The sequence below is a fragment of the Roseiconus nitratireducens genome (assembly GCF_008629675.1).
In the GTDB taxonomy this organism is placed as follows: domain Bacteria; phylum Planctomycetota; class Planctomycetia; order Pirellulales; family Pirellulaceae; genus Stieleria; species Stieleria nitratireducens.
Window position 1 is genome coordinate 116431 of the sequence record NZ_VWOX01000006.1, and the last position, 21523, is coordinate 137953.

At 55.6% G+C, this 21523-nt stretch carries 10 protein-coding genes; 3 read left to right on the plus strand and 7 right to left on the minus strand.

Annotated features, from left to right (window positions below; all coding sequences use genetic code 11):
- Positions 1-141 precede the first annotated feature (141 nt).
- The 4 genes from FYK55_RS12325 to FYK55_RS29070 all read right to left on the minus strand — a co-directional run bounded on the left by FYK55_RS12325 (position 142) and on the right by FYK55_RS29070 (position 3947).
- A complete protein-coding gene (locus tag FYK55_RS12325) occupies positions 142-897 on the minus strand; it encodes a hypothetical protein (RefSeq protein WP_150076728.1) in 756 nt (251 codons plus the stop codon).
- A complete protein-coding gene (locus tag FYK55_RS12330; protein WP_161604468.1) occupies positions 894-1451 on the minus strand; it encodes a hypothetical protein in 558 nt (185 codons plus the stop codon). Before FYK55_RS12330 ends, FYK55_RS12325 begins: the two co-directional genes overlap by 4 nt.
- A 209-nt stretch (positions 1452-1660) precedes the next feature.
- Positions 1661-3613, minus strand: a complete 1953-nt coding sequence (locus tag FYK55_RS12335; RefSeq protein ID WP_150076730.1) for a hypothetical protein — start codon at positions 3611-3613, stop codon at positions 1661-1663.
- A gap of 190 nt (positions 3614-3803) precedes the next feature.
- Positions 3804-3947 (minus strand): hypothetical protein, encoded by a 144-nt coding sequence (locus FYK55_RS29070; RefSeq protein ID WP_161604469.1) that lies wholly within the window; start codon positions 3945-3947, stop codon positions 3804-3806.
- 873 nt (positions 3948-4820) lie between these two features.
- Here FYK55_RS29070 and FYK55_RS12340 point away from each other — a divergent pair.
- The 3 genes from FYK55_RS12340 (at position 4821) to FYK55_RS12350 (ending at position 8226) form a co-directional block, all read left to right on the plus strand.
- Positions 4821-5750 (plus strand): histone deacetylase family protein, encoded by a 930-nt coding sequence (locus tag FYK55_RS12340; protein ID WP_150076731.1) that lies wholly within the window; start codon positions 4821-4823, stop codon positions 5748-5750.
- Between the two features lie 63 nt (positions 5751-5813).
- The gene (locus FYK55_RS12345) at positions 5814-6995 is read left to right on the plus strand and encodes a hypothetical protein (protein ID WP_150076732.1); all 1182 of its coding nucleotides are present in this window, start codon (positions 5814-5816) and stop codon (positions 6993-6995) included.
- A 124-nt stretch (positions 6996-7119) separates the two neighbouring features.
- On the plus strand, positions 7120-8226 hold the full coding sequence (locus FYK55_RS12350; protein WP_161604470.1) for a gamma-glutamylcyclotransferase: 1107 nt from the start codon (positions 7120-7122) through the stop codon (positions 8224-8226).
- A 7-nt stretch (positions 8227-8233) separates the two neighbouring features.
- On the opposite strand, the gene FYK55_RS12355 is transcribed toward FYK55_RS12350, so the two are convergent.
- The 3 genes from FYK55_RS12355 to FYK55_RS12365 all read right to left on the minus strand — a co-directional run bounded on the left by FYK55_RS12355 (position 8234) and on the right by FYK55_RS12365 (position 21470).
- Positions 8234-9724, minus strand: coding sequence for a hypothetical protein (locus FYK55_RS12355; protein ID WP_150076734.1), 1491 nt, complete (start codon positions 9722-9724; stop codon positions 8234-8236).
- A gap of 101 nt (positions 9725-9825) precedes the next feature.
- Positions 9826-11670 carry a phosphatase PAP2 family protein gene (locus tag FYK55_RS12360; protein ID WP_150076735.1) on the minus strand — a complete coding sequence of 615 codons (1845 nt, stop codon included), beginning with the start codon at positions 11668-11670 and terminating at the stop codon, positions 9826-9828.
- Positions 11671-11900: 230 nt separating this feature from the next.
- Positions 11901-21470, minus strand: a complete 9570-nt coding sequence (locus tag FYK55_RS12365) for an FG-GAP-like repeat-containing protein (protein WP_150076736.1) — start codon at positions 21468-21470, stop codon at positions 11901-11903.
- Between the last annotated feature and the right edge of the window lie 53 nt (positions 21471-21523).

Consider the following 21523-nt stretch of genomic DNA (forward strand, 5'->3'; position numbering starts at 1 on the left):
CGATAGCTGAGCTGTTTGGCCAATTCAAGTAGTTCACGGTATTTCATGATTGTCGTTGCCCCACTCAACACGACTGGCCGCATTTTGATTCTAGATGACAGGAAGATACCGCGGTTCATGCGAACTGACGGTGTTCGGAATTCAAACCACCATCGGCGTCGCTGTCGACAAACGGTCGAAACGGCTAAACTCCTTCCCGAGAAGCTCGATCAACTGATCTGCTGTTAAACTCAGCAGGTCGTAGGTCTTTTCGAGCTGACGGATTCGCGTTGGGAAGCGATGCATTAGATCACCAGCCACCATGCGGTTGGGCGTTATCACCCCTTTTCGCGGGCCGTCTTCGGATGTATCCCAGTACAATCGGTCGAGTACTTCGAACACACACGGAATGCGTGTTAGGTAAAGTCGTTTCATGACTTCGGTGGTGAATTTATCCAGTCGATGTAGGGAAGTGTCAAGAAACAGCCGGTTGTGCTTTGGCGTAACAAAACGCACGTACCACGCGATAAACAACAGGTGCCGGTAATAATAAATCGACTGATTGGGCATGTAGACGTACGTGTAGTCGTTTCGGATCCGTCGGCAACCATCGGCTACGGGGCATACCTGATCAAAGTAGTACAGTGAAAGCCAAGACCAAAGCCCTGCATCTCTCCGTAGCTGTTCAGCTGAGATTGACCGGAAGCGGTCATGGAAATAGTTGGCAGCATCGCGGCGCGTCCGGAACGTTCGATTTTCAATGTCGATCCCGAATCCGGTTTCTTCGATCAATGATCCGTCTTCGAGCAGTTCATCTCGCGTGGGGCCTTCGGCGTTTTCCCGCTGGGATTGCAAGAATTTACAAAACGCTTCGATGCCTGAGCTGTTGAATGATTTTAGTTGAGTGGTATTCATCATGACTCCCGACTCAATAGGTCCCCTTGGACAAATCGGTCTCTAAGTGAATGTTGGTTACAGAAAGCGTCGACGACCATTTCGATCCATTCGTTGACCGCGTCAAGTTCGTCCATGGACGGCGGATTAATATGATCGGGATGAAGTCGCAGACCAAAACTGAGCCATAGGGTTGACCAAGTGTCATCGTCTGCGTCGGGATCGCCCCCACGTTGAATGGCTTGAGTCAAAATCTGACGAACGACCTCGGGGTAAACGACCGCGTACATCAGCGGGTCACTGCCAATCGATTCGCTTAGCCCAGCGACGTCTTGATTGACCAGAAGAAACACATCGTGTTCACCGTACTCGAGTCGCCAAAGCTGCTGTCCTAGCGGCCTGCGTTCGACCGGAAGGATGCCTTTTCTTCCAGCCAGCGTTTGGTCTCCCGTCGATTCGGGGCGGATATTTTCCGCGATCCCAAGCAGGCGTCCGACGCGTTCGCTTCGATCGATGACCTTCAGCGCGAAAAAGAGGTTTTGGCCTTCCAGGGCGGTCAGAGGCTGCTGCCTTGGCATCACCAAATCACCGACCTTTCCACATTCGAAGCGTGGCACAACGGATGAACCTGCGCTTCTGGCTTCAATCACTACCGAAGCCACTTCGGGAAAATTTAGGCTCGACAAATCAATTTCGGCATCGAAGGTTCGGGGCGTACCGTCGTGGACCACGAGAGTCGCGCACGAACGGGGGATCCGACGCCGTCCCAATGAATTCACGCGCTGGATCATTTGCTCACCTCGCTATCTGGATCGATTTCTTCAATGCGAACGAATAGATCACGATGAACATCAAATCCGAAGACGGAGAGATCAAATTCTGGTTCGGTAATCTTCAGATCGACGACGTTGCCGTTCTTGAGACTTGCGACCACGCCGCTTCCCTTAAATTTGATTTGACCCTTTTCTTTCTTCGAGAAATCGAAGTCAAACTTTGCCCAATGCCGAAGTGGATCTCCACCAGCCATGTCGTAAGCGACAGCGATCCGTAGCCAAGCGTCTTTCGGCACCGGGAGATCCCTCGAAGCCGTAACGCGAAATCCGCCTTCTTTGGCCGAACTGCGATACCAGCGTGGGGTTGGATCCGGGCGGACGAACGTCCGGTTGCTCGATCCCACATCACTTTGCCGCTGCCTTGGTTTCGGGGCTAGCGTTTTGTCCACAGAGAAGAAATCACTCAGGAGTTCGAAATCCGCCTCATCACTAGGAGGCGAAAGGAACTCGGCCAACGAATCAACGATTCGACTGAAAAACCTGACACGTCCTTTCCACTTTTTCCACGTCTGGTTGGCTCGCTCATCATTGGAGGTGTCCCAGCTGATGTGGGACGGACCCTCCGTGTCACCAAGTAACGACGCTAGCGGTCCCGGTTCCACTGAAACCCACGCTTCCACGCCGCGCAGGCTCCGCTTCGAGTTCAATCGCGTAATCGTCATGCCTTCACGAATGAAATAGCTCTCATGACGTTCGACGCCTCCGCGGCGGCGCAGAAAGACCAGCGCTTCCCCTTCATCATCCGGTCCCTTCTGGCGGGGAAGGGCCGCCCTAACACGAACCCCGATCAGTTGTCCATCTGCGTAGCGTTGGCGCAAGTCCTGAGTCACCGCTTCGTCGAATGCCTCTTCGTCGATGACCGGCATGCTCGTCTGGCCCAACAACCTTGTTGTCGATGCTGCGGCAGCTGTTGCCAAGCTCTTCTTGGCGAGCTCAATCGGAGGTGGACAACTTTGCTTCTGAGAGACCTTTCCGTCCCAAGACAGCGATCGACAAACACGATCGATCGATTCGGAATCGATTCGAACGATTGATTGATGACCGGGTAGTCCAGGACCCGCCACTTCCACAATCAATTCACCGCGTAGGACCGGCACGAAAAAGTTGATCGCGACAAGACGTAAAATACTCTCAGCCTGCAAGCCATCGGTCACATAGGGAACAACAACCGACAGCCCTGATTCGGTCGTTCGTGTGATGGACCATTCCTGTTTGAAGCAGCGAATAGGATGCTCATCCTGGATCGGAACGGGCAGACCGGTCGCGTCGCAGCCACGGCACCAGAATCCTTCGGGCGCATACTCTGTGCCCTGATGCTCGTGAAGGCGCAGGACAGCTTGCCCCATCAAGTATTGCAGGTTGTCGCAGGCTCGGACGGTCAGCCCCAGCATGCAGCCGACTCGACTTGCCGCCCGATAGACGGTTTTTCCAAGGCCCCAACGTCCGAGATCGTCTCCCGTTTTTCCGCTCCGACCGATATTTCGCCAAAACCAAAAGAAGTCTTCTCGCGTGGGGTGTCTTTTCGGCGGGTCCTTTCCGAGTGTCACGTCGCCACCAAGCCCTCGTGTGCCGAAGTCCTCACACACCAGATAGCCCAGCTGAAGATTCGGTGCACCTGACGGCAAATAATCGATGTTGCGATGCGCAAGTGCTGGCCGCAGCCGCGAGAAGTAGGCCGCTAGTCTGTCCGTGGACGGAAGGTCATCAGCGGGATGCAACCCAAAACGAACACGGACAGGCTGACCACCGATCGCAGCGTCCATTGAGTTCTGAATGACTTCGCGGACAAGTGCGTCGGTCCCCGCGTACTCGTTCTCACCCGCATCTTCGGTCTTGAAAAGCTCTGTTTCCTGAGGATCGCGCCGAACGGATGCCCCGGACATTTCGGCAAATACCCACTGACTCATCGTGCCCATCTGGTTTGCTGGTCTTCGACACGCTTGGCTGCCCCGATCAACTCTGGTGCCGGTTCCCAAGCTCAAACATTAGGTAACCGTAGCCCCCCATTTGCGATCGGGCGAATGGCTCGACAAGAAAAAGTCGTCCTCATTACCCGTTGCTGGGTTCGGCTTTGTGCGAACCGTCCAGCGTGACGAATCACTGCTCTCGTGCGCGAGTTGCGGCGACATAGCGAAGGCAACGGTCTCGCAGCGGCGCCTGTTCCAAATCATTCAAGGCGTCCTGAGGATCACCGCACAGCAAGCCGACCGCACGATATTCCAAACATTTAATTCGCTGCATCGTCCCGATTCGGATCCCCGGCTCTTCGGCCCCTGGATCAACCTGCCTAGGCCGCAGGGCATGAGTCGCGATGCCGACCGGTGAGCATTGTTCGACTGCGGAGGACGAGGTGTCGGCGCGAACGCCGTTGAAATGCGCACACTCCGGGGCGAGACGGGAGATCGAGGAGGTGATTGTGCGGTGGGTGACGGGGGATGGATTGGTATCGGACCGTCACGCCAGCCGAACATCTATCCGGCAGCGATTCTGCGTAACCGGGAGGTTCTCTGGAGCAACTTGGTTAAAGCACCGTCGTGAATCACCTCCCGGATGATTTCCGGGTGCAGCAGGTGCGGCATGAGTCGCTTGGATCAGGAATTGGCCGGCTCGCAGCGGTCAAAGAATGCCGACCGGTCGGCATTCTTTGCTTCATCGGGTGCGAATTCGGGCGTCGTGCGGCGAGATTCCTGTCTGACGCCCTCACCGTCGCAGGTGGACGGTGCCTGCTCAGAGAATATTCAGCGACCAAGCAGACACTTGACCCTCACATCGCCAAGGCAATGACGGACAATGCAGCGGCAGTCTACTGATCGCAAACGTCCGCATTCAAACGCCTATTTGACTCGCATGGTGTAAAACGCCGAGCTGGTGACTTACCTCGGCAACACACGGCATCAACTATGCCGCCCGTAAATCTCATCAAGCACGTCGGCGGCATCGGTGGGGCTGAACGCGACGCCTGCGGTGACGCCATTTGATATTGATAGGTTGCAGGTCCAGGCAAACCGCGAATATGCTCAATGGGAGGCTACTGGGAATTGAAAGCCGAGTTTCGCTGGTCAGCGAACTGATGGCAACGCATAACACTACCAATCATCGATCCTTGGCTACGCCATGACTCTGCTCTACAGCGACGAATTTTTCCTGCAACACGAAACGGGAGGGCATCCTGAAAACGCCGGACGCTTGCGTGCCGTGACCGCGCGGCTCCAAGAAAACAAGCTCGACCAACGTTGCACGCGACCAGTTTGGAAATCGGTCTCGCACGAGCAATTGATGCGAGTTCACGACAAAGACCAAATCGACGCCGTCGAAAGCCTTGCGGAAATGGGGGGTGGAATGCTTGATCCCGACACCATTGTTAGTCGCCGATCGTATGATGTCGCCAAGATGGCGGCTGGAGCAGCCTGTGACGCCGTGCGACGCGTCGTGGCCGGTGAGGACAAGACGGCGCTGTGTCTGGTCCGTCCACCGGGCCATCACGCGACCGACACAAAGGCGATGGGTTTTTGTTTGATGAACAACATTGCCGTCGCAGCACGCTTTGCAACGACGGAACTCGACCTTGACCGAGTGATGATCGTCGACTGGGATGTCCATCACGGCAACGGCACCCAAGACATCTTTTGGGAAGACCCGCATGTTGGGTTTCTTTCGATGCATCGGTTCCCGTTTTACCCTGGCAGCGGTACGGCCGACGAAACGGGCGGTGGTGCCGGGAAGGGGACAACAGTCAACTTGCCAATCCGATTCGGCACCGCTCGACAGGATCAATTAAAAGGCTTCCGTGCGGAAGTCGAAGCATTAGCCGACAAAATAAAGCCGCAACTGATCCTGGTCAGCGCCGGATTCGATAGCCATGTGGATGACCCGATTGGATCGCTGGAGTTGGAAAGCGAAGACTTCAGCGAATTGACGCAGATCGTCTTGGACGTGGCCAAGACGCATGCTGATGGCCGCGTGGTCAGCATACTGGAAGGAGGGTACAACCCCGTGGCACTTGGCGAGAGCGTCGAGTGTCATTTGGAAAAGCTTCTGGAGTAGCCGAACGCGTCGTTGCTTTTGCTTTAGGTTGTTGCAAAGTGGGATACACTCCGGAGAACCACGATGCACAAGATCGACCCGGCGCGAGTTGTGAAGGAGATTTCCTGCAGGAAGCTGCATCGGTTTCCGCATTGGAGCGAATTTTGCTTTAACGCACGCTTCTCGAAATCCCGGACCGGGACCTGGCGAAATTTCGCCGAACCAGCGCAAATGCCGGCGGTGTCCAGAGTTGCACCGACAGGAATAGGAGCATCCGTAGTGGACGTAGCTGAATTGGTCCAAGTCAGGCAGGCTATCGAGGAAACAAATGAAGCCAAACTCATCTACGATGATCTGGCCGGCGTCACGAACCTGGCACGCGAAACGTATTTGAAAGCAAGGACACTACACCGACCGTGGCCCCAACTGGCCGCTTATCGATTGGCTCATTTGCTGATGCGATCGGAAGATCGAACGCATGAAATCCTCCTGGAAGCCGAAAAACTGTTCGCGGAGGCATCGGACGCAAGTACCCAAACTCAGCTTCTCGGTGCGATGCCTCTGATTTACCGCATGGCGGCACTGCACTTGCTGGATGGCCCAGACGCCCAAGAAAAGATTGCAGACCTCTTCGACCTCGCCATTCGCGTGCTCGATCGGCAGGGAACGCTTCAGGAGCGGGAAACACTCCGAAATCTTCCGCACGCAGCGGTCACGCCTCTCCAGCGGTCTAACTTCAACTTGCTCGAACTGGCCAGTTATCTTCTCAACTTGCCCTACGCAAAAATCTCTGGATTAGGTACGCCATTGCTTGATCCGTTCGAATGGGAGGGAAGTTGGACCCTCCGCAGCAACACAATCGAACTTCCAGAGCGCCGCTGCTCTCTAGCCTTTGCCGAAGCTGAAATCGAGGGCCTTCTTGAAAAGTATCCTGGAGCAGTTGGTTTCCGGTTGAGTCGAGAGCGAGCCGAATGGTGGAACCGCGACAATCACAGTTGGGAAAACGGCAATGGAGATCAGCTACTGATTCTCGCCAAACTGCTAGAGAAGTTTCGATCAGACGATTTTGCCGCGATTCAACGCGAACTTGTGCCGGGCGGCAGATCAAACAACCAGTTCGATCAGACGAAACAACGGCTGAAGAAACAACTTGCGAGAATTACCGGGGTTGATAGGCAAGAAATCTTCGGACGCGGATCGTGGGCCTTGCCGATGCACGTGTTCGGAATCGTTTCGAATGACTGTCCTAGAAATCTCGAGTGCTAGGATTCCTGACCGATGCCTCTGCGAGATTGTCAGGAACGTGTCAGGTGTTTCGTGGCATGATTGCGATGAGCGGTGGCCAACGTGGCTTTCCGCAGTCAATTCTCTCGTGACGGAGATCGCATTCATGTCCATTTCTGCCTCGTATTACTTCGCCTATGGCTCAAACCTTGACACCGCGGATTTCGACCGGTGGTGTGGTGAAAAAGGCTACGGAACTGGTTTGCTCAGAAAGAGATCCTGGGCGCAGCTTTTCGATCACCGGCTCGCATTTTCGCATTTCAGCTGCACACGCGGCGGCGGTGCACTCAACGTGGAGCCGTATCCCGGTGGCATGGTCGAGGGAGTTCTCTTCGAGGTCGATCCTCGGGAAGGTTGGGAGGCACTGGACCGGAAAGAAGGTGCCCCCAGGTACTACCAGCGTGTTCCGCTTGCGGTCGTTGACCAAGACGGAGAAGAGATCGAAGCGATTACCTACCTTGTCAAGCAGCCAAAACATCGACACGTCAAGCCAACCGACGCCTACCTGCAGCTTGTTCAGAACGCGTATGAAAACCATGACCTAGAGCTGGACATTCTCAATGCCGCAGCAGCCGGTCATTCGGAGCCGATCACCGATGCCATTTTCATTTACGGGACATTGATGCGGGGCCAGTGTCGCGCCGCCCATATTCGAGAGCACGGCGTGCAATACGTGTGCGGTGCCGCCTGTCCCGGCTCGCTGTGGGATACGGGAAGCGGGTTTCCAGGAATAACGTTCGACAGTGAACACACTTATGCCCATGAATGCGTGCGAGGTGAATACCTTCGGACCAAGAATCTTCCTGCATTACTCGAGCGGCTCGATCGAATTGAAGGGTTTCGCGGGTTTGGCAAAGGTGGATCCCTGTTTCATCGACGCCTGACTACCGTGGAGGTGGGAGGAAAGAAGTTGCGCCCCGCCTGGGTTTACGTCCTTGCCAATGCCAGATTGAAATCAGAGCGCATTCCGAGCGGGTGTTGGCGAACCCATTACGGTTTAGCTCAATCACACTTCGATCATCTGTTAAAGGTATATGCGCGCTGTGAAGGGAAGGCGGCCGAACTGCTTCAAATAATGTGCCGGCTCAACCCATGGCTGAATCTGGAACAAGATTCCTTTGGAATGAACACACTCAAAGAGCTCTTGCTCGACGGCACCATTACGGAGTTCGAAATGGTGCGTGCAGCCGGGCGACGGCCCCGCTTGTGGTGATACGGACTCAGGACTTCTTGATTCTTTCCCTAACAGCAGTGGCTTTTCGGCGAGGTCTGTTGACGAAGGCGAAGCAGGAAAGCATCAAAAGCACTGCGGTTGTGCCTGGTTCCGGAATCGCGGTGACGGTCAAACGCAGTATGTCGCGATTTCCGCTGGTGAAGATGGATGAGCTAAAGAGTCGGCCGTTGTCGAGGGTGGGGAACTGGAACTCTGTTCCATTGTCCTGGATGGAATCGGCGATCACGATGTCAAAGATCGAGCTGGCTAACGGATCGAAGTCGTCGAGTAAAAGGACGTCCAAGGTGCCATCGAGGACGACATCGCCGTTGACAACGACCCGGTCGTATTCTGTGCCCGGTTCGAGTCCGGCGAGCTCAAACTCCAGCATGGAAGAGGGTGAGAAGAAAAGGTCGGTATCATATTCGACCAACCCGGGGCTGTTGCCGGGGCTGAATCCGCCTTCGAAGAAGATGTCACCGCCACCAGTGGCGCCTCCGCTGCCGCTGAAGTCTCCCGCAAAGACCGCCACGCTGCTGGTAGTGTCGGTTGCACTGACACGCAGCGTGCCGTTTTGAACGATGTCGTCGTAGAAAGTTGCCTGAGCGCCTCCGGTGACGATGATGCGTCCTGTGTTGTTGATATCGCCTTGGATGTCGGAAGTTCCGAAACTGGCCAACAGATCGCCTTCATTGGTCAATCCGCCATCGAATCGCATCACGGCATTTCGGGAAATGATTTGTCCGCTGCTAGTCACCGAAGAGTCAAACGTCATCTCCGACAAGAACGAGGTCGTTCCAATCGACTCGATCCGTCCCAGGTTGGTGACGACTCCGCCAATGAAGGAGAGGTTCTCGCCGGCCGCCGACGTGATTTCACCGGATGAGGAAACTTGGACGCCTCCAAACGAATCTCCTCTGATTCCAGAAATTGTTCCATCACCAGCGAGGCGTCCGTTGACCGCGATCTTTGCCGTAGTCACGTTGCCACCATCACTCAGCCGCATTTCGCCCAAGCCCGCTTTTCCAATGACTATTTCATTTCCAACGCTCAGTCGACTCACGCGCCCGTTGACCTCGACAAAGCCCGTTGAACCTGAGCGATCACCGATCTCCATTGCTTTCGATCGGAACGACGCACCATCTTCGATGGTCAGGCGACCGACGTTCAAAAATCCAACGCTCGCGGTTCCGCCCGATTGATAATTCGTTCCGATCCCAGAAAGAAACAAGTCACCCACACCGCCGATACCGACATCGACGCCAGAGGTGAACACCTGCGCCCCGTCTTCAAGCCCCAGAAAGCCGTCAGCATTTCTACCGACCTCGGTATCGTCTACCACTGAACCAAGCTCCACTGAACCACGGGCGGTGATCGTCCCCTGTCCGAGCGATTGATCGCACCCGAAGAAAAGATAGATCACCGCAATGGCCATTAGATTCAATTTGAAATGCGTGTAAGTAAACGGCATCGTATTAACAAAAAGCTTATTGATCATGATGTTTCCCTAGGTGTCGTGAGTTTGCTCTCATCTCGATTTGTATCGGGTTGAATTCGGTTTGAGGATCTGAGTGCGGTTCGTAGTCATCACTAAGATTTCTAAATCGCCGAAAAACTGTTCTGTCGGGATTCGTATCCGGTCGCGGAAAGCATCGTTCCCATGACGTGTTTTCCCACGGCTCGGCCGGATTGGAGTCCGGCTGTATTGTCGAAGTCGAAGTGGATGCCTCCGTAGATGCGGCTCATCCCAGCCTCTTCGGCGGCTTGGGTGAAACTAGTGAATGAACGTGTGACGATCAGCTCTTCTGCGAGTGGACGCTGTGCCGGGGCGTTGTGGCCGTCGAGCTGACTGGTGAAATGAACGTTCGAGCCGAAGAACTCGGTCAACACAGCGTCGGCCGCGCCGCTGAATGAACTGTGCCCGGAGGTGTAGGTTGGAAAGGGCGGGTTCTGTACCAACGGCAGCCAGTCTGGATCGGGGGTGGTTGCCGGATTACCGTCGGTGTCGGCTTGACGGATCGCGTCGATGGGCCGCCAGAGGTCGTAGTGATACTTCGCGTCCCAGGCAGCGATCCCCGCATCCGCCAGTGCGATATTCAGCAGCGAGAACAGCCGCGCGTTCTCGGTGAGGGATGTGCCTTTGGCCAATGCGACGTCGGCGGAAATTTGGTTCCAGTGGCCTGGTGGCGTAAACGTGCCGCCACCATCGGCCCAGAAGATCGCGATTTCACTTTGGTCGTCCGTACGAACTTCGCTATCGAGACGTCCAAGTTGCATCACCTGATCGACCGACTCGGCATACCGCTCGCTACTCAGTTCAGGCGGCGGCTCGGGCCGGTATTGCTCAACCGCTTCAATGGCAAAAGGCTCGACGTATCGCCATTGCGGGAGCAGTGGCGGCAGGTAGCCGGGAAGCGTGCGCCGCCAGTCGCCCGGATCGGCCCCAGGCGTGTAGTCAATCTCCGCTGCCGATCCATCATCGGCCCGAGCGGCGAGCATTGCGTCGCCGACGTCATTTCCGAACACGATGCCGAGGTCTTTTGCCGCGCCGTCAGGAATGCTTGCCAGCGACTCGGCCAGCGAGGCGTCCCAATGCGCCATCTCGTCGGCTTCCGGATAAAGCCGCGATGCGACACGGTGTGCGGCTGCGGCAGCCGCCGCCTCGGGTGATGCACCCGGTTCGGCGGACAGACCCTTCAGATACGGATGATAGCCACCCTCGATGGCGTTCAACGCATCAAACATCGCAGTGTGGATCATCGCCAGATTGTGTGCGACCCGCGGCGGCTGTGACGGTACGATGCGTCCGCCGTAAGGATCATCGTCGGTAGTCGTCCATTCGCGTACGACGTTCAGAGCAGCCGCATTCCAATCGAGAACCACGTCGCCAAGGCGAAGCGACTTCGACCGCGATACCTCGCGTCCGCGTGGGTCGTGTGCGGTGACCTCGATTTCGTTGAGGCCGTTCTGCAGATCAAATTGCAGGACGAAATTCCCATCATTGTCCGACTGTGTCTTGTCAAGCGTCGTTGGCGAATCCGGAGTCCCCGTGCTCTTGTTCGCCACCATAGAAACGTTAGGCAATGTCGTGCCGGTGAATGTGACTTGCGGTGATTGGACGACACCGTTGGCATTCGGATCCAAATCGGGAGATGTATTGACAATGAGTTGCAAGGGATCCGAATATCGAGCCAAGACGTTAATCACCGCCAATGCATCGCGCGGCGATAATTGCCCATCGCCGCTGGTATCGTAGTACGGCTCGCCCTCCCCACGTGCCGACGGCAACTGTCCGGCTTCTGAACGGCTAAGTCGATTGATCACTTGAAGAGCATCGAACGGCTCAACGAGCGATGATCCATCGACATCACACCGAAGCGCTGGGTTCTGCCACGCCGCGTTCATGCAGCGTCGCGGTTCGAGTTGTTCAAACAAAAGGTTCATTCAATAGTTAGATTCATGGATAGGTTGTCGCGTCGCCTACAAACATCGAGGTTTTCGCACCCATGCCTCACTCTTTCTTTCTGCGAGTTATGGTGTTGAGCAAGACTTCTGATGCGACGACAATTTTTAACCTAGTTGGCCGCTCCGTTCATTCCGCGACATGCAAAATTTCCAACTCTTATGCAACTACTCATTTCAATCCGAAAAGCGTGCTGATACGTTTTCCGGTCTCAATAAAAGCGTCCTCGAGAAACAACGTACGCGACCCAAGACTCAAGGTATTCGTAGATACGATTTAGCCCAGGTCCTTCTGTAACTCGAATTTCGCCGCCAACGCTCATGATGAGTCCGTTTGCTTGGGCGTACGCACCTAAGTCAATCGCAGTGCCAGAATTCAATGTTGTATTGATGCCAGCGACGATACCGGGTGGACTGAAAATGCCTGTATTCACTGGAAGACCACATTGAAAGCCAATACCTGGTTGAATCTTTCCGTCACTGGTGACAGAAATATTTGCAGGACCTCCAATGGGGACTGTGACGGAGCCTGTGAACTCCCCCTTTGGACCCGCATTGACTCCGAAAGGTCCAATGCTTCCGAAAGCACTCCAGCTATAATCAAGAACCGGATCTCCATACGTTATGTCTTGGATACTCGGGGACAGCCCGAAGGGATCTGTTAACAGAGTAACAGAGTTCCCAACAAACCTATGGAGATTAAGTTCCCCCGATCGATACCCAATCGGATCCTTGCTTACGAATCGGCCTGTTCTCGAATCGTAGTGACGTGCCCGAAAGAAGTACGTCGCCGTCTCAGAATCAAACTCCCGTGACTGGAACCGGTAGCGGCTGTTTACCCCCTCGAAGCTCTGTTGAGTGATATTGCCGAAGGAGTCGTACTTAATGTGATTAACAAATTCGCCTTCTTTATTGACAAGATCACGGACGGTGCTTAGCTGGTCGGTCAGCAGCCATTGAACGTTGCCGTCACCATCTGCCTGGGCGAAAATCTGGTCGATGCCGGGGCCGTGTAGGTAGCGTTGTACCAATTGCGGTTCGGCGGGGCCGCTGCCGTCGGTGTCCGTGAAGTCCAGCAGCACGTCTTCGCGGTCGTAGGCGAAGTGCGTCATCACCGCGTCGAGCGCGTCGGTGGGATCTTGGTCAACCGCTTTGGAGATGCGACGGCCGAATGCGTCGTAGGTGAACTCGATCCGCTGAATCGGTGAGCCGTCGGCGGCGAAGTCGCTGATCGCCGCTAACCGGTTGCGGTGATCCCACTCGAACTCGCGAATCTCGCCGCTGGCGATGCTGGTGCGACGCAGCATGTTCCCTTCATAGTCGTACGTGTAATCAAACTCGCCGTCGGATAGAAGCCGGTTGCCCGGGCCGGTTACGTAACCAGAACCGTGCAAGTGGGAAGACAGGCGGTTGCCGTTGGCATCATAGACGTACGACTCGTCCGGCTGGTCGACATCCGCGTGGTCGGCTTCGATCAGTTGCCCGCGATTGTCATAGCTGTAGTCGGTCCTTCCGTCGATGTCGGTGATTGCCGTGATTCGGCTGGCTGCGTCAAAGCGGAGCTCGTAGAAAGCGACGTCTGCGCCCGTTGAGTTTGTGTGCCTCAAGTCCGTCAGCCGGTTCAGGGCGTCGTAGCTGTAAGCGGTGCCCACGACGAGCTGTGTGCCGGCAAGATCCGAGTAGCGGTCAATCGATGTGAATTGGCCGAGCTGGTTGTAGGCCAGGTCGGCGCGCTTTTCCGTTACGTCGGTGCCCGACTGAGAGATCCGCGTATTGCGATTGAGAGCATCGAAAACATACTCAGTGGTTGCTCCCAAAGTTCCATCAATCGTGTCGGTCGCTGAGACGACGTTGCCAATGGCGTCGTAGGAATACTCAATCACCACGTTGGGAACGAAGGGTGTTCCGGCATTGTCCACTTCCGTGATGCGATTCTGATTGTCATACACAAACGCAAGCGAGCTGAACACGTCGTCAACCGAGAGCAGACGGCCCGCTGCGTCGTAGGCATACTCGACCATATTCGCGGTTGACTGGTCTTCATCGATCCAGGTTTCGGTGGCCAGTCGGTACAGATCATCGTAACCGTACTCCGTTAGGCGGCCGTTGCGATCGGTCTTGGCAATCAGGTTGTTGGCCGCATCGTACTGGTAGCGGATCGAATTACCGAGCGGATCCACTTCGCGGGTCAGGCGATTTCTCCCGTCATAATAGAATCGCGTTCGATTACCGACCGGATCTGTGAGTACGGTGAGATTGTTATCAATGTCATATTCGTATCGGGTTTCTCCTCCGTCCGCATCGATCATCCGTCGCAGGCGATCGCGTTCGTCGTAGAGGTACTCCGTCGTGTGTCCGAGCTGGTCGATGAACGCGATGAGATTGCCAGCCCGATCGTATCGCTGCTGGACGGTGCCCGAGGGATCGGTAATCTCGACTGGACGATCGAGGACGTCGTACGCGATCGCCGTCGTCACGTCCTCTGCGTCGGTCAATTCTGTCAAATTTCCCGCCGCGTCATAATCGAAGCGATAAGTCGGTGAAGCGAGCGGGCCGCCGGGGCCATCGAGATCGGGCTCAATCAGCCGGACCAGTCGATTCATGGTGTCGTATTCGTAATGCGTGACATAGCCACGCTGGTCGGTCATCGACGTGACAAGGCCCGCTTTTCCAGCAACGGTCGACATGTCGTAGGCGTATCGGACAGTCGCTTCGTCCAGCGTTCCGACTGCGTAAGTGGTCGATACGAGTCGATCGAGATTGTCGTAATCAAATTCCGTAACCCGATCGAGCGGATCAATGATCGAAGCCAGCATCCCGCTAGCGGTGTACGTATACGAGCTGACCACATCGTCGCCTTCATCAAGCGACGGATCGCGATCACCAACCACGCGAATCGTATGCAGCAGATTTCCATTTTCCTCGTCGCGAACGTAAAATGTCTGCCGCCCCAGTTCATCGATATGCGATTCAACCAAGTTGAACTTAGGGTCATACTGGGTCTCCGGCGGAGCACCAGAAACGGTGTACGCGAAATTCTCAAGAATGGTGAGTCGGCCGTCGTACGAGAACAAGATGTCAGGCTGTGGGTCACCAATAGCATCCACCACGTGAAGTCCAACGCTTGTGAGGCCGTTCGCTTGTGTGACCTCCAAGTAAGTGATCGGTGAAAGATTGCCTTGGCCATCGCTCAGCAAGTAAGCGATTTCGCCGTAACGCCCGATTAACAGATCTAGGTTGCCATCCCAATTGATGTCTCGAGCTTCGACTTCACCGCCGAAAACATTGCGTTTATCGCTTGGTGCAACGCTGTATGTGAAACTGGGCGATCCACTCCGCTCACCCTGGTTCCAATCCCAGACTCGCAACGTGTTCGTGCGGATCCCCGCAGAACTTAGAATCAGTTCCTCGTCGGGATCTGAATCGAGATTTGCCAACTCGACGGACCAGTAAACGGTTTGTTGTGTGGGATATGGTTGGAATGGATCTGTATCAGGAGACAGGGTACCGTCCCCGGCGCCGAGCAATAAGTCGACGTAACCTTGTGCAACCGGACGACCTTCTGAGTCATCGATTTCATAAACTGTCACGATGTCCTGAATTGCATCGCCGTTGAAGTCCCCGACCGCCAGGTCTCGGATATCGTAGATCAAATCTTCTTCCCGATAATCTCGCAAGACAGACGATTGAAAATTCCCGTTTCCGTCGTTCTTGAGAAGCATCACCTGCCCTGGACGTTGACGATAGAGGACGAAATCTAGGTCGCCGTCTCGATCAAAGTCCACCGGGTCTGCAACCTCATCGAATGCGGCATGGACTGGAACTGCAGTCTCGAAGAGTCCCGCTGTTTCTGTCGACCAGAGTGCGAAAATCTGGTTGTCTTCCACGGCCGCGATCAAGTCATCGTTGCCATCGCTGTCGAAATCATCGACGAACAATCGCAGCCGCGAGCCTAAGAAACCGGAAACGGTCGATTCGATTCGCTGGACTAAGATTCGTGATGCGTTGAGGTCGATCAGGGGCTGAGTCCAGATTTCGATAGCGAATGTCCCGTCTCGATAGCTATAAGATTCCAATTCAAGTGAAACCAAATCAAGCTGGCCATCTTGGTCGAGGTCGGTAATCACCGAATCGACTAAGTCGGGAATCGCTGTGGTCGGCGGGATATACGAGACAGATTGGCCGGCGGGAACGATCGGAACTATTTCGAAGGCCATCTCTCTGCCAACGCCTGACACGACCACTCCAGGCACTTCGAGAGGCGCCAATCCGATGAGTGCCGACTCGTAGTGCCGTACGAACGTGTCTACCGAAGGCTGGCTCGCACCATACGTTCCATCACCGTTTCCGAAGAGAGTAAGAATCCGTTTGCCAGTGCCTTCATATCGTCCGTCGGTCGAAACTCTCGCGGCGATCACGAGCACGTCGAGGCTGCCGTCTTGATCGGCGTCCAACAATTCTAGAGATGTCGGAAAGAGCGGCAGATTTTGGAACTGTTGCGGTGTAGCCGTGTGAACAGGGTTCAAGAATCCCCCGTGCCCGTCGTTCAGGATCGTATAGATTCCACGCGATGATGAACCCGCGGCGATGATGTCGGTCCATCCGTCAGCGTTCAAATCGCCGAAACGAAGGTTGGGAATTCCGTGCGGGTTGTCAGACGATCCCGTCCACTCACCGATCACACCGACATCGATCGTCCCGACATCCTCGAATACTCCTTGGGAATCATTCTTGAGTAAGGCAATTCCGGCACTAAACCGTGGGTCGCCGACTTTATTTGAACCACCCCCACCCAAGGCGACCGCGACGTCGAGGTCACCATCATTGTCGTAATCAGCCAATTGGACGCTATTTCGGGAATCGGCGTTGCTTCCTCTTGGCAGTTCCGTTTCCGAGGCCACTGCCACTCCAAAGGAACCATCACCCAACAACGAGACTAGTACCGTCCGACCACTGTTATCATTTTCGCCGCGGTACACCACATCGAGGTTGCCGTCAGAATTGACGTCGCCGAGTTGCAGCCCAAGGTTGTGCTCAATCTTATATGAGGCCGTTATGATCGATTCTTCTCGAAACGTGCCATCCCCGAATCCACGGAAGAATTGCAGCTTCGAAGTCGGGATTTGAGCGTCGACGACCAGCAAATCGAGATCACCGTCGTTGTTAAAATCACCTAGCTCGAGATGATCCGTGTAGCCGGTGGTTGAGAAACTTCTCGGTTCGGAGAATAGCCCGCCTCCGAGACCCAGGTAGACGTTGATTCTCATGTCCAAGTTGCCTACGGAATAGGCCGATACAACGTCGTCCTTCCCATCGAGATTGATGTCTCCGACCGCCGCGAGAGTTCTGTCGTCGCCCGGTAGTGAACGACTTGGACCGGTAATCACACGATCGTAGAACTCGGCACCACCATTCAATCCTCCGTAAGTATCAGCTGCGGTGATCAGATTGCCGAATTCATCGTACGTGAATTCTGTTGCGAACCCTCGACCGTTTGTGACCTTGAGTGGCAAGTTGTCGTCGTTGTAGGTCACGCTAACGGCGTTCCCTACGGCATCCTTGACTTGAGTCGGTAACCCAACTGGATTCAGGTCAGCGTGCTCGACATTTCCATTGGCATCGACATATTGACTCGCAACCGACGTTCGAACGGTCGCGTTCAACGGAACAAACTTCGGTGGCAGAGAGCGAAAATCAATGTAGCTCGACTCTCCCTGACTGATCGCGACCTGCGTCTGCGCTGGATTAATGCGTCGCACGCTCCCATCTTTGCGGATCGCCTGTGTGGCACGCCCGTATTGATCGTAGAACGTTGATTCCGAATTTCCCCGTTGGTCAATTTCGCCGACCATCAGATGATTGCGGTCGTACTCGAATTGACGGCTCGATTGATCGGGATCGATGATTCGGACCAGGTTGCCTCGGTCGTCCAAAAGCAATTCGGTAACCCGACTAGCCGGATCAGTAATCGTGACCCTGCCGGCCTCGTAGACGATCGTCGTTTGGAGACCGACCGGATCCGTGATCACGGTCAACCGTCCCTCTGAGTCGTAGTCATATCTGGAAATGCGTCCCTGACGGTCCTCAAACTCCTCGATCAGATGCTCCGCGTTGAATCGAGCCACGGACTGGTCGGGAAAGGTTCGGACGAAATGCCCTGATGTGTTCTTGGTTAGCGTGGAGAAGTCACCCGGAGGGGAACGATAAGGTTCACCCTCTGCCTCGGGCGCGGAAAACAGGGAAACCGTGTTGTTGCCGTTAATGAGTAAAGCCGATCCGTCAACGCTCTCGACGATCTCCTGCAGACCCGAAAGCGTCCAGCCTGCTCCGAACGGGCTGTTGATGCGATTGACGTGCGCAAGCGAGCGACCAAACGACTCGGTGGTTCCTATGAAAGGCCGAACGATCTGGTCCGGGTCTGCGAGTTGGCCAAGGCCGATGCTCAACGTGTAAGGAAGCTGTCCGGAAGGCCATTCCCTCAGGTCAAGCTGAATTGCACCATTGGCGTCGCCGGTCGTGGTTCTCCAGATTCCACGAACGGATTCTCGACTTGTTCCATCGGTGATCGTTACCGAGCCATACATCCCAGCGCGACCGCCCGTGGGGGCGTTGTCATAGCCAAACGGAACGATCGGGCGGGGATCCGCTTCGAGCGAGTCGTAGACGAGCGTCAGGCTACGATTCGTCTCCTGAGATCGGTAGCCCACCAATCCATGCGTTTCGGTCACCGCACCCGTCAATAAGTTGACGGTCGACGTAAAAGGCTGGCATTGTCCTGGCGGCGAAGGAGAACCTGGCGGTGGTGTACCTGGTGGCGTTGCTCCGGGTGGCGTTGCTCCGGGTGGCGTTGCTCCGGGTGGCGTTGCTCCGGGTGGCGTTGTTCCGGGTGGCGTTGTTCCGGGTGGCGTTGTTCCGGGTGGCGTTGTTCCGGGTGGCGGCGTTGTACCTGGTGGTGGTCCTCCGCCGTTAGGTCCCTGTCCGTCAGGATTGCCAACGGGGCATCCATCGTCAGGGCCAGCCCCCGGATCCGGATCAGGACTCGGGGCTGGAGGTGGCGCAGTAAAGTGCCAACTACTATGTCGAATACCTCCCGTGATCGTTTCAATGTTCGCGCCATCAGAGCTTACAACCATCTCGCCGACGATCTCAAATTCGCCTGTCACCGGATTGATGGACCATAGGTTCATTTCCGTGCCTGGCGGCCAATCAGACCGATTGGGCAGTGTTAAGGGCGCCGGGGTCGCGAAAACCATTTCGCCTGGCTGAATGGTCACCACGGCATCCGGGATCAGGTTCTCAGGAAGCGCTGCAGGGGTTAGGTCGGGTGGCACTTCGGTGATGCTGAGCACACCCTCAAAAGGGGTCCCCTGTTGGTTCATCAAACTACTCGCCGCAACCGACACGGTGGCCGTTTCGCCGGGGGCAATTTCCTGGGTGACTGTGGTGTTGGCGGCTGGATCGATAGCCGTTCCACCCGCGACGTCCAACTTGGGCAGATAGATTGGCCGGTGGATAGTGTTCAAGGCGCCTGCGAAGACTTTGTGATCCAATACCAACGGCAGTTTCTCAGCGATGAACGGGTAGGTGTCATCGCCAAGGAACGTGTCGCCGCGAATACGCAGCGTGTCGCTGACCATCGGCCCGGAACCGAGGTCGAGCGTGAATCCACCATTGCTATTGGTCAGCCCCTGCACTGCTCCGAGTTCTACCAGCATCCCTTCCAGCGGTGAGCCATCAACATCGAGCACACGGCCCCTGACGCGAGTGGTGGTCAATGGGTCAGCCGTGACCGTGACACTGACCGTTTGCTGTGCCTGGAGCGCGCCGTCGCTTGCAACAACGGTGAATTCATAGGTGCCGATCTGGTCGGGGCTTGGAGCAACGATCAACGTGCCTTCGGGACGCAACGTCGTCGTTGGCATCTTATCGGCAGGTCTCAAGCCAAACGTGACTGGATCGCCGTCGGGGTCCGTTGCGGCCAGCCCCACTGACACAACATCGCCCGGAATGATGCTGATGGATTCAATCGCGTCGAATGTTGGCGGTTCATTCGGTTGACCTACGAAGGCTGTCGCTTCGATGGGCATGCGTAGCAGATCAGGATTATCAAATCTGACTCGTACTGGTGCCGACAAACTGCCGGCTGCCAGTCCGCCGCGACCAATTTCATTCTTGAAGGTGATGTACGGGTTGCTTTCACTATCGAAGCCGTTCACGTCTTCAAGCTGTACACCTTCGGGCAGATTGGTGAAGACAACTGCCACGTCGCGGCTTGAGATGTCTTGATCGCTGCGAAGAAGAAGATCGGCAGAATACTTGCCCGTGGAGGTGTCGAGCGTTGGGCTGCCTAGCACGATGTCGATATTTTCGTCTCGGCTCAGTTCGCCGAAGTTCACTCCGTCCCCTGGCGTGGTGCGTTGGACGTGTCGAGGAAATTGAGGCGGGGGCGTGCCTTCTGGGTCGACTACGTTTGCAACGTTACTCACCTGCACAATGCTTCCATTGTCCTGGTCGGCACCGATCAATTGAAAGCGAAGCAAACCCTCACCTATCGGCAGTCGGCTCAAGTCGACTTCGACGCGTATTCCATTGAAGCGAACGAGACCGGGCGGATAATCTGACCGTCCTCGAGCATCCAGCACGAATAGCGGTGTCCCCGGCTCGCCCCCATCGAGCAGCGTTCGTGTCGGCTCGGCGGGATCGACCAGGTAGACAACAAACTGGTCATCCAGAATTGATTCAGCGTCGCTTGTATCGAATTGAGGTAGCACGTCGAAGCTTAGAGTCCGCTCGCCAACGGCCCCCACGTCAATCGGTACTCCTGTTTCAACGACGAAGCTGTCTCTCTCCGCCAGACGAAGTAGATCAGAAGTTCGAGCGCCCCATCCGGCGGTGATTTCGCTTCCAATCAAGAACGCATCCGAAACGTTGAAGTCAACTTGATGAATCGATGTGTTGCCGACAGCATCGGTCGCCTCGATAACGACTCGGTGCGATCCTGGCGTGATATCTGCGGCGAGGGACTGGTCAAGTCGCCCCGCTGCATCGACTGTCAGTATCATCGGAGTCTGGTCGTCTAATCCCACCGTAACCGGTCCACCAGTATTGTCATCATCAATCGAACCGACGATTCTAGCTGTCGAGCTATGTTCGCCACCTTCGATCGGTGTCAATAGCGACAGGTTCGGAGCCGCGCGATCGACCGTCAATTCGAACGCGATACTGCTGTTGCCCGGGATCAACCTCACTTCAAAGCGATGAACGCCGTCCGGGAGTGGTCCGCCGAATAGTTCATCGATTTGCTCTTCTGAGATGGTTGTTTTTCCTTCGTCAAATTGGTGGGTAATGTCGACGGGCACTGACGATGCCGCACCGATTGCGAGTTCGACTGCCGAATTCCCTAACTCTCCAGCGCTCACATTCAACTTGAAAGCGTAATTGTTGGTGCGAAGGTCAAACGCGAGGCTGTCATCTCCGGCGGGTGCAGAATCGTTAACAAGTGTCGCAGCAATGATGGGTTGACCACTTCCCAAAGCATTGATGACCCGTAGTGCATCAAGCGGGGTCCCGTCACCGTCACCCGTCACATCGATGAAGTTTCCGACGTTGTCTGATGGGTCGGCGATGGCATCACCATCTACATCTCGCGCCAAAGCATTGATAACGCGCAAAGCGTCGAGCGGTGACACCGTTCCGTCCCGAGAAACGTCCAAGGGCTGGAGCGGGTTGGTGCCGAAAGGTGTCGAAGCCAAAAGATGCCGTTGCTCAAGTTGCTCGAACAACGCGCGTCGTGCGCGCCGCGAGTAGTCAGGTCGGCGTTGCATAATAGTTGACT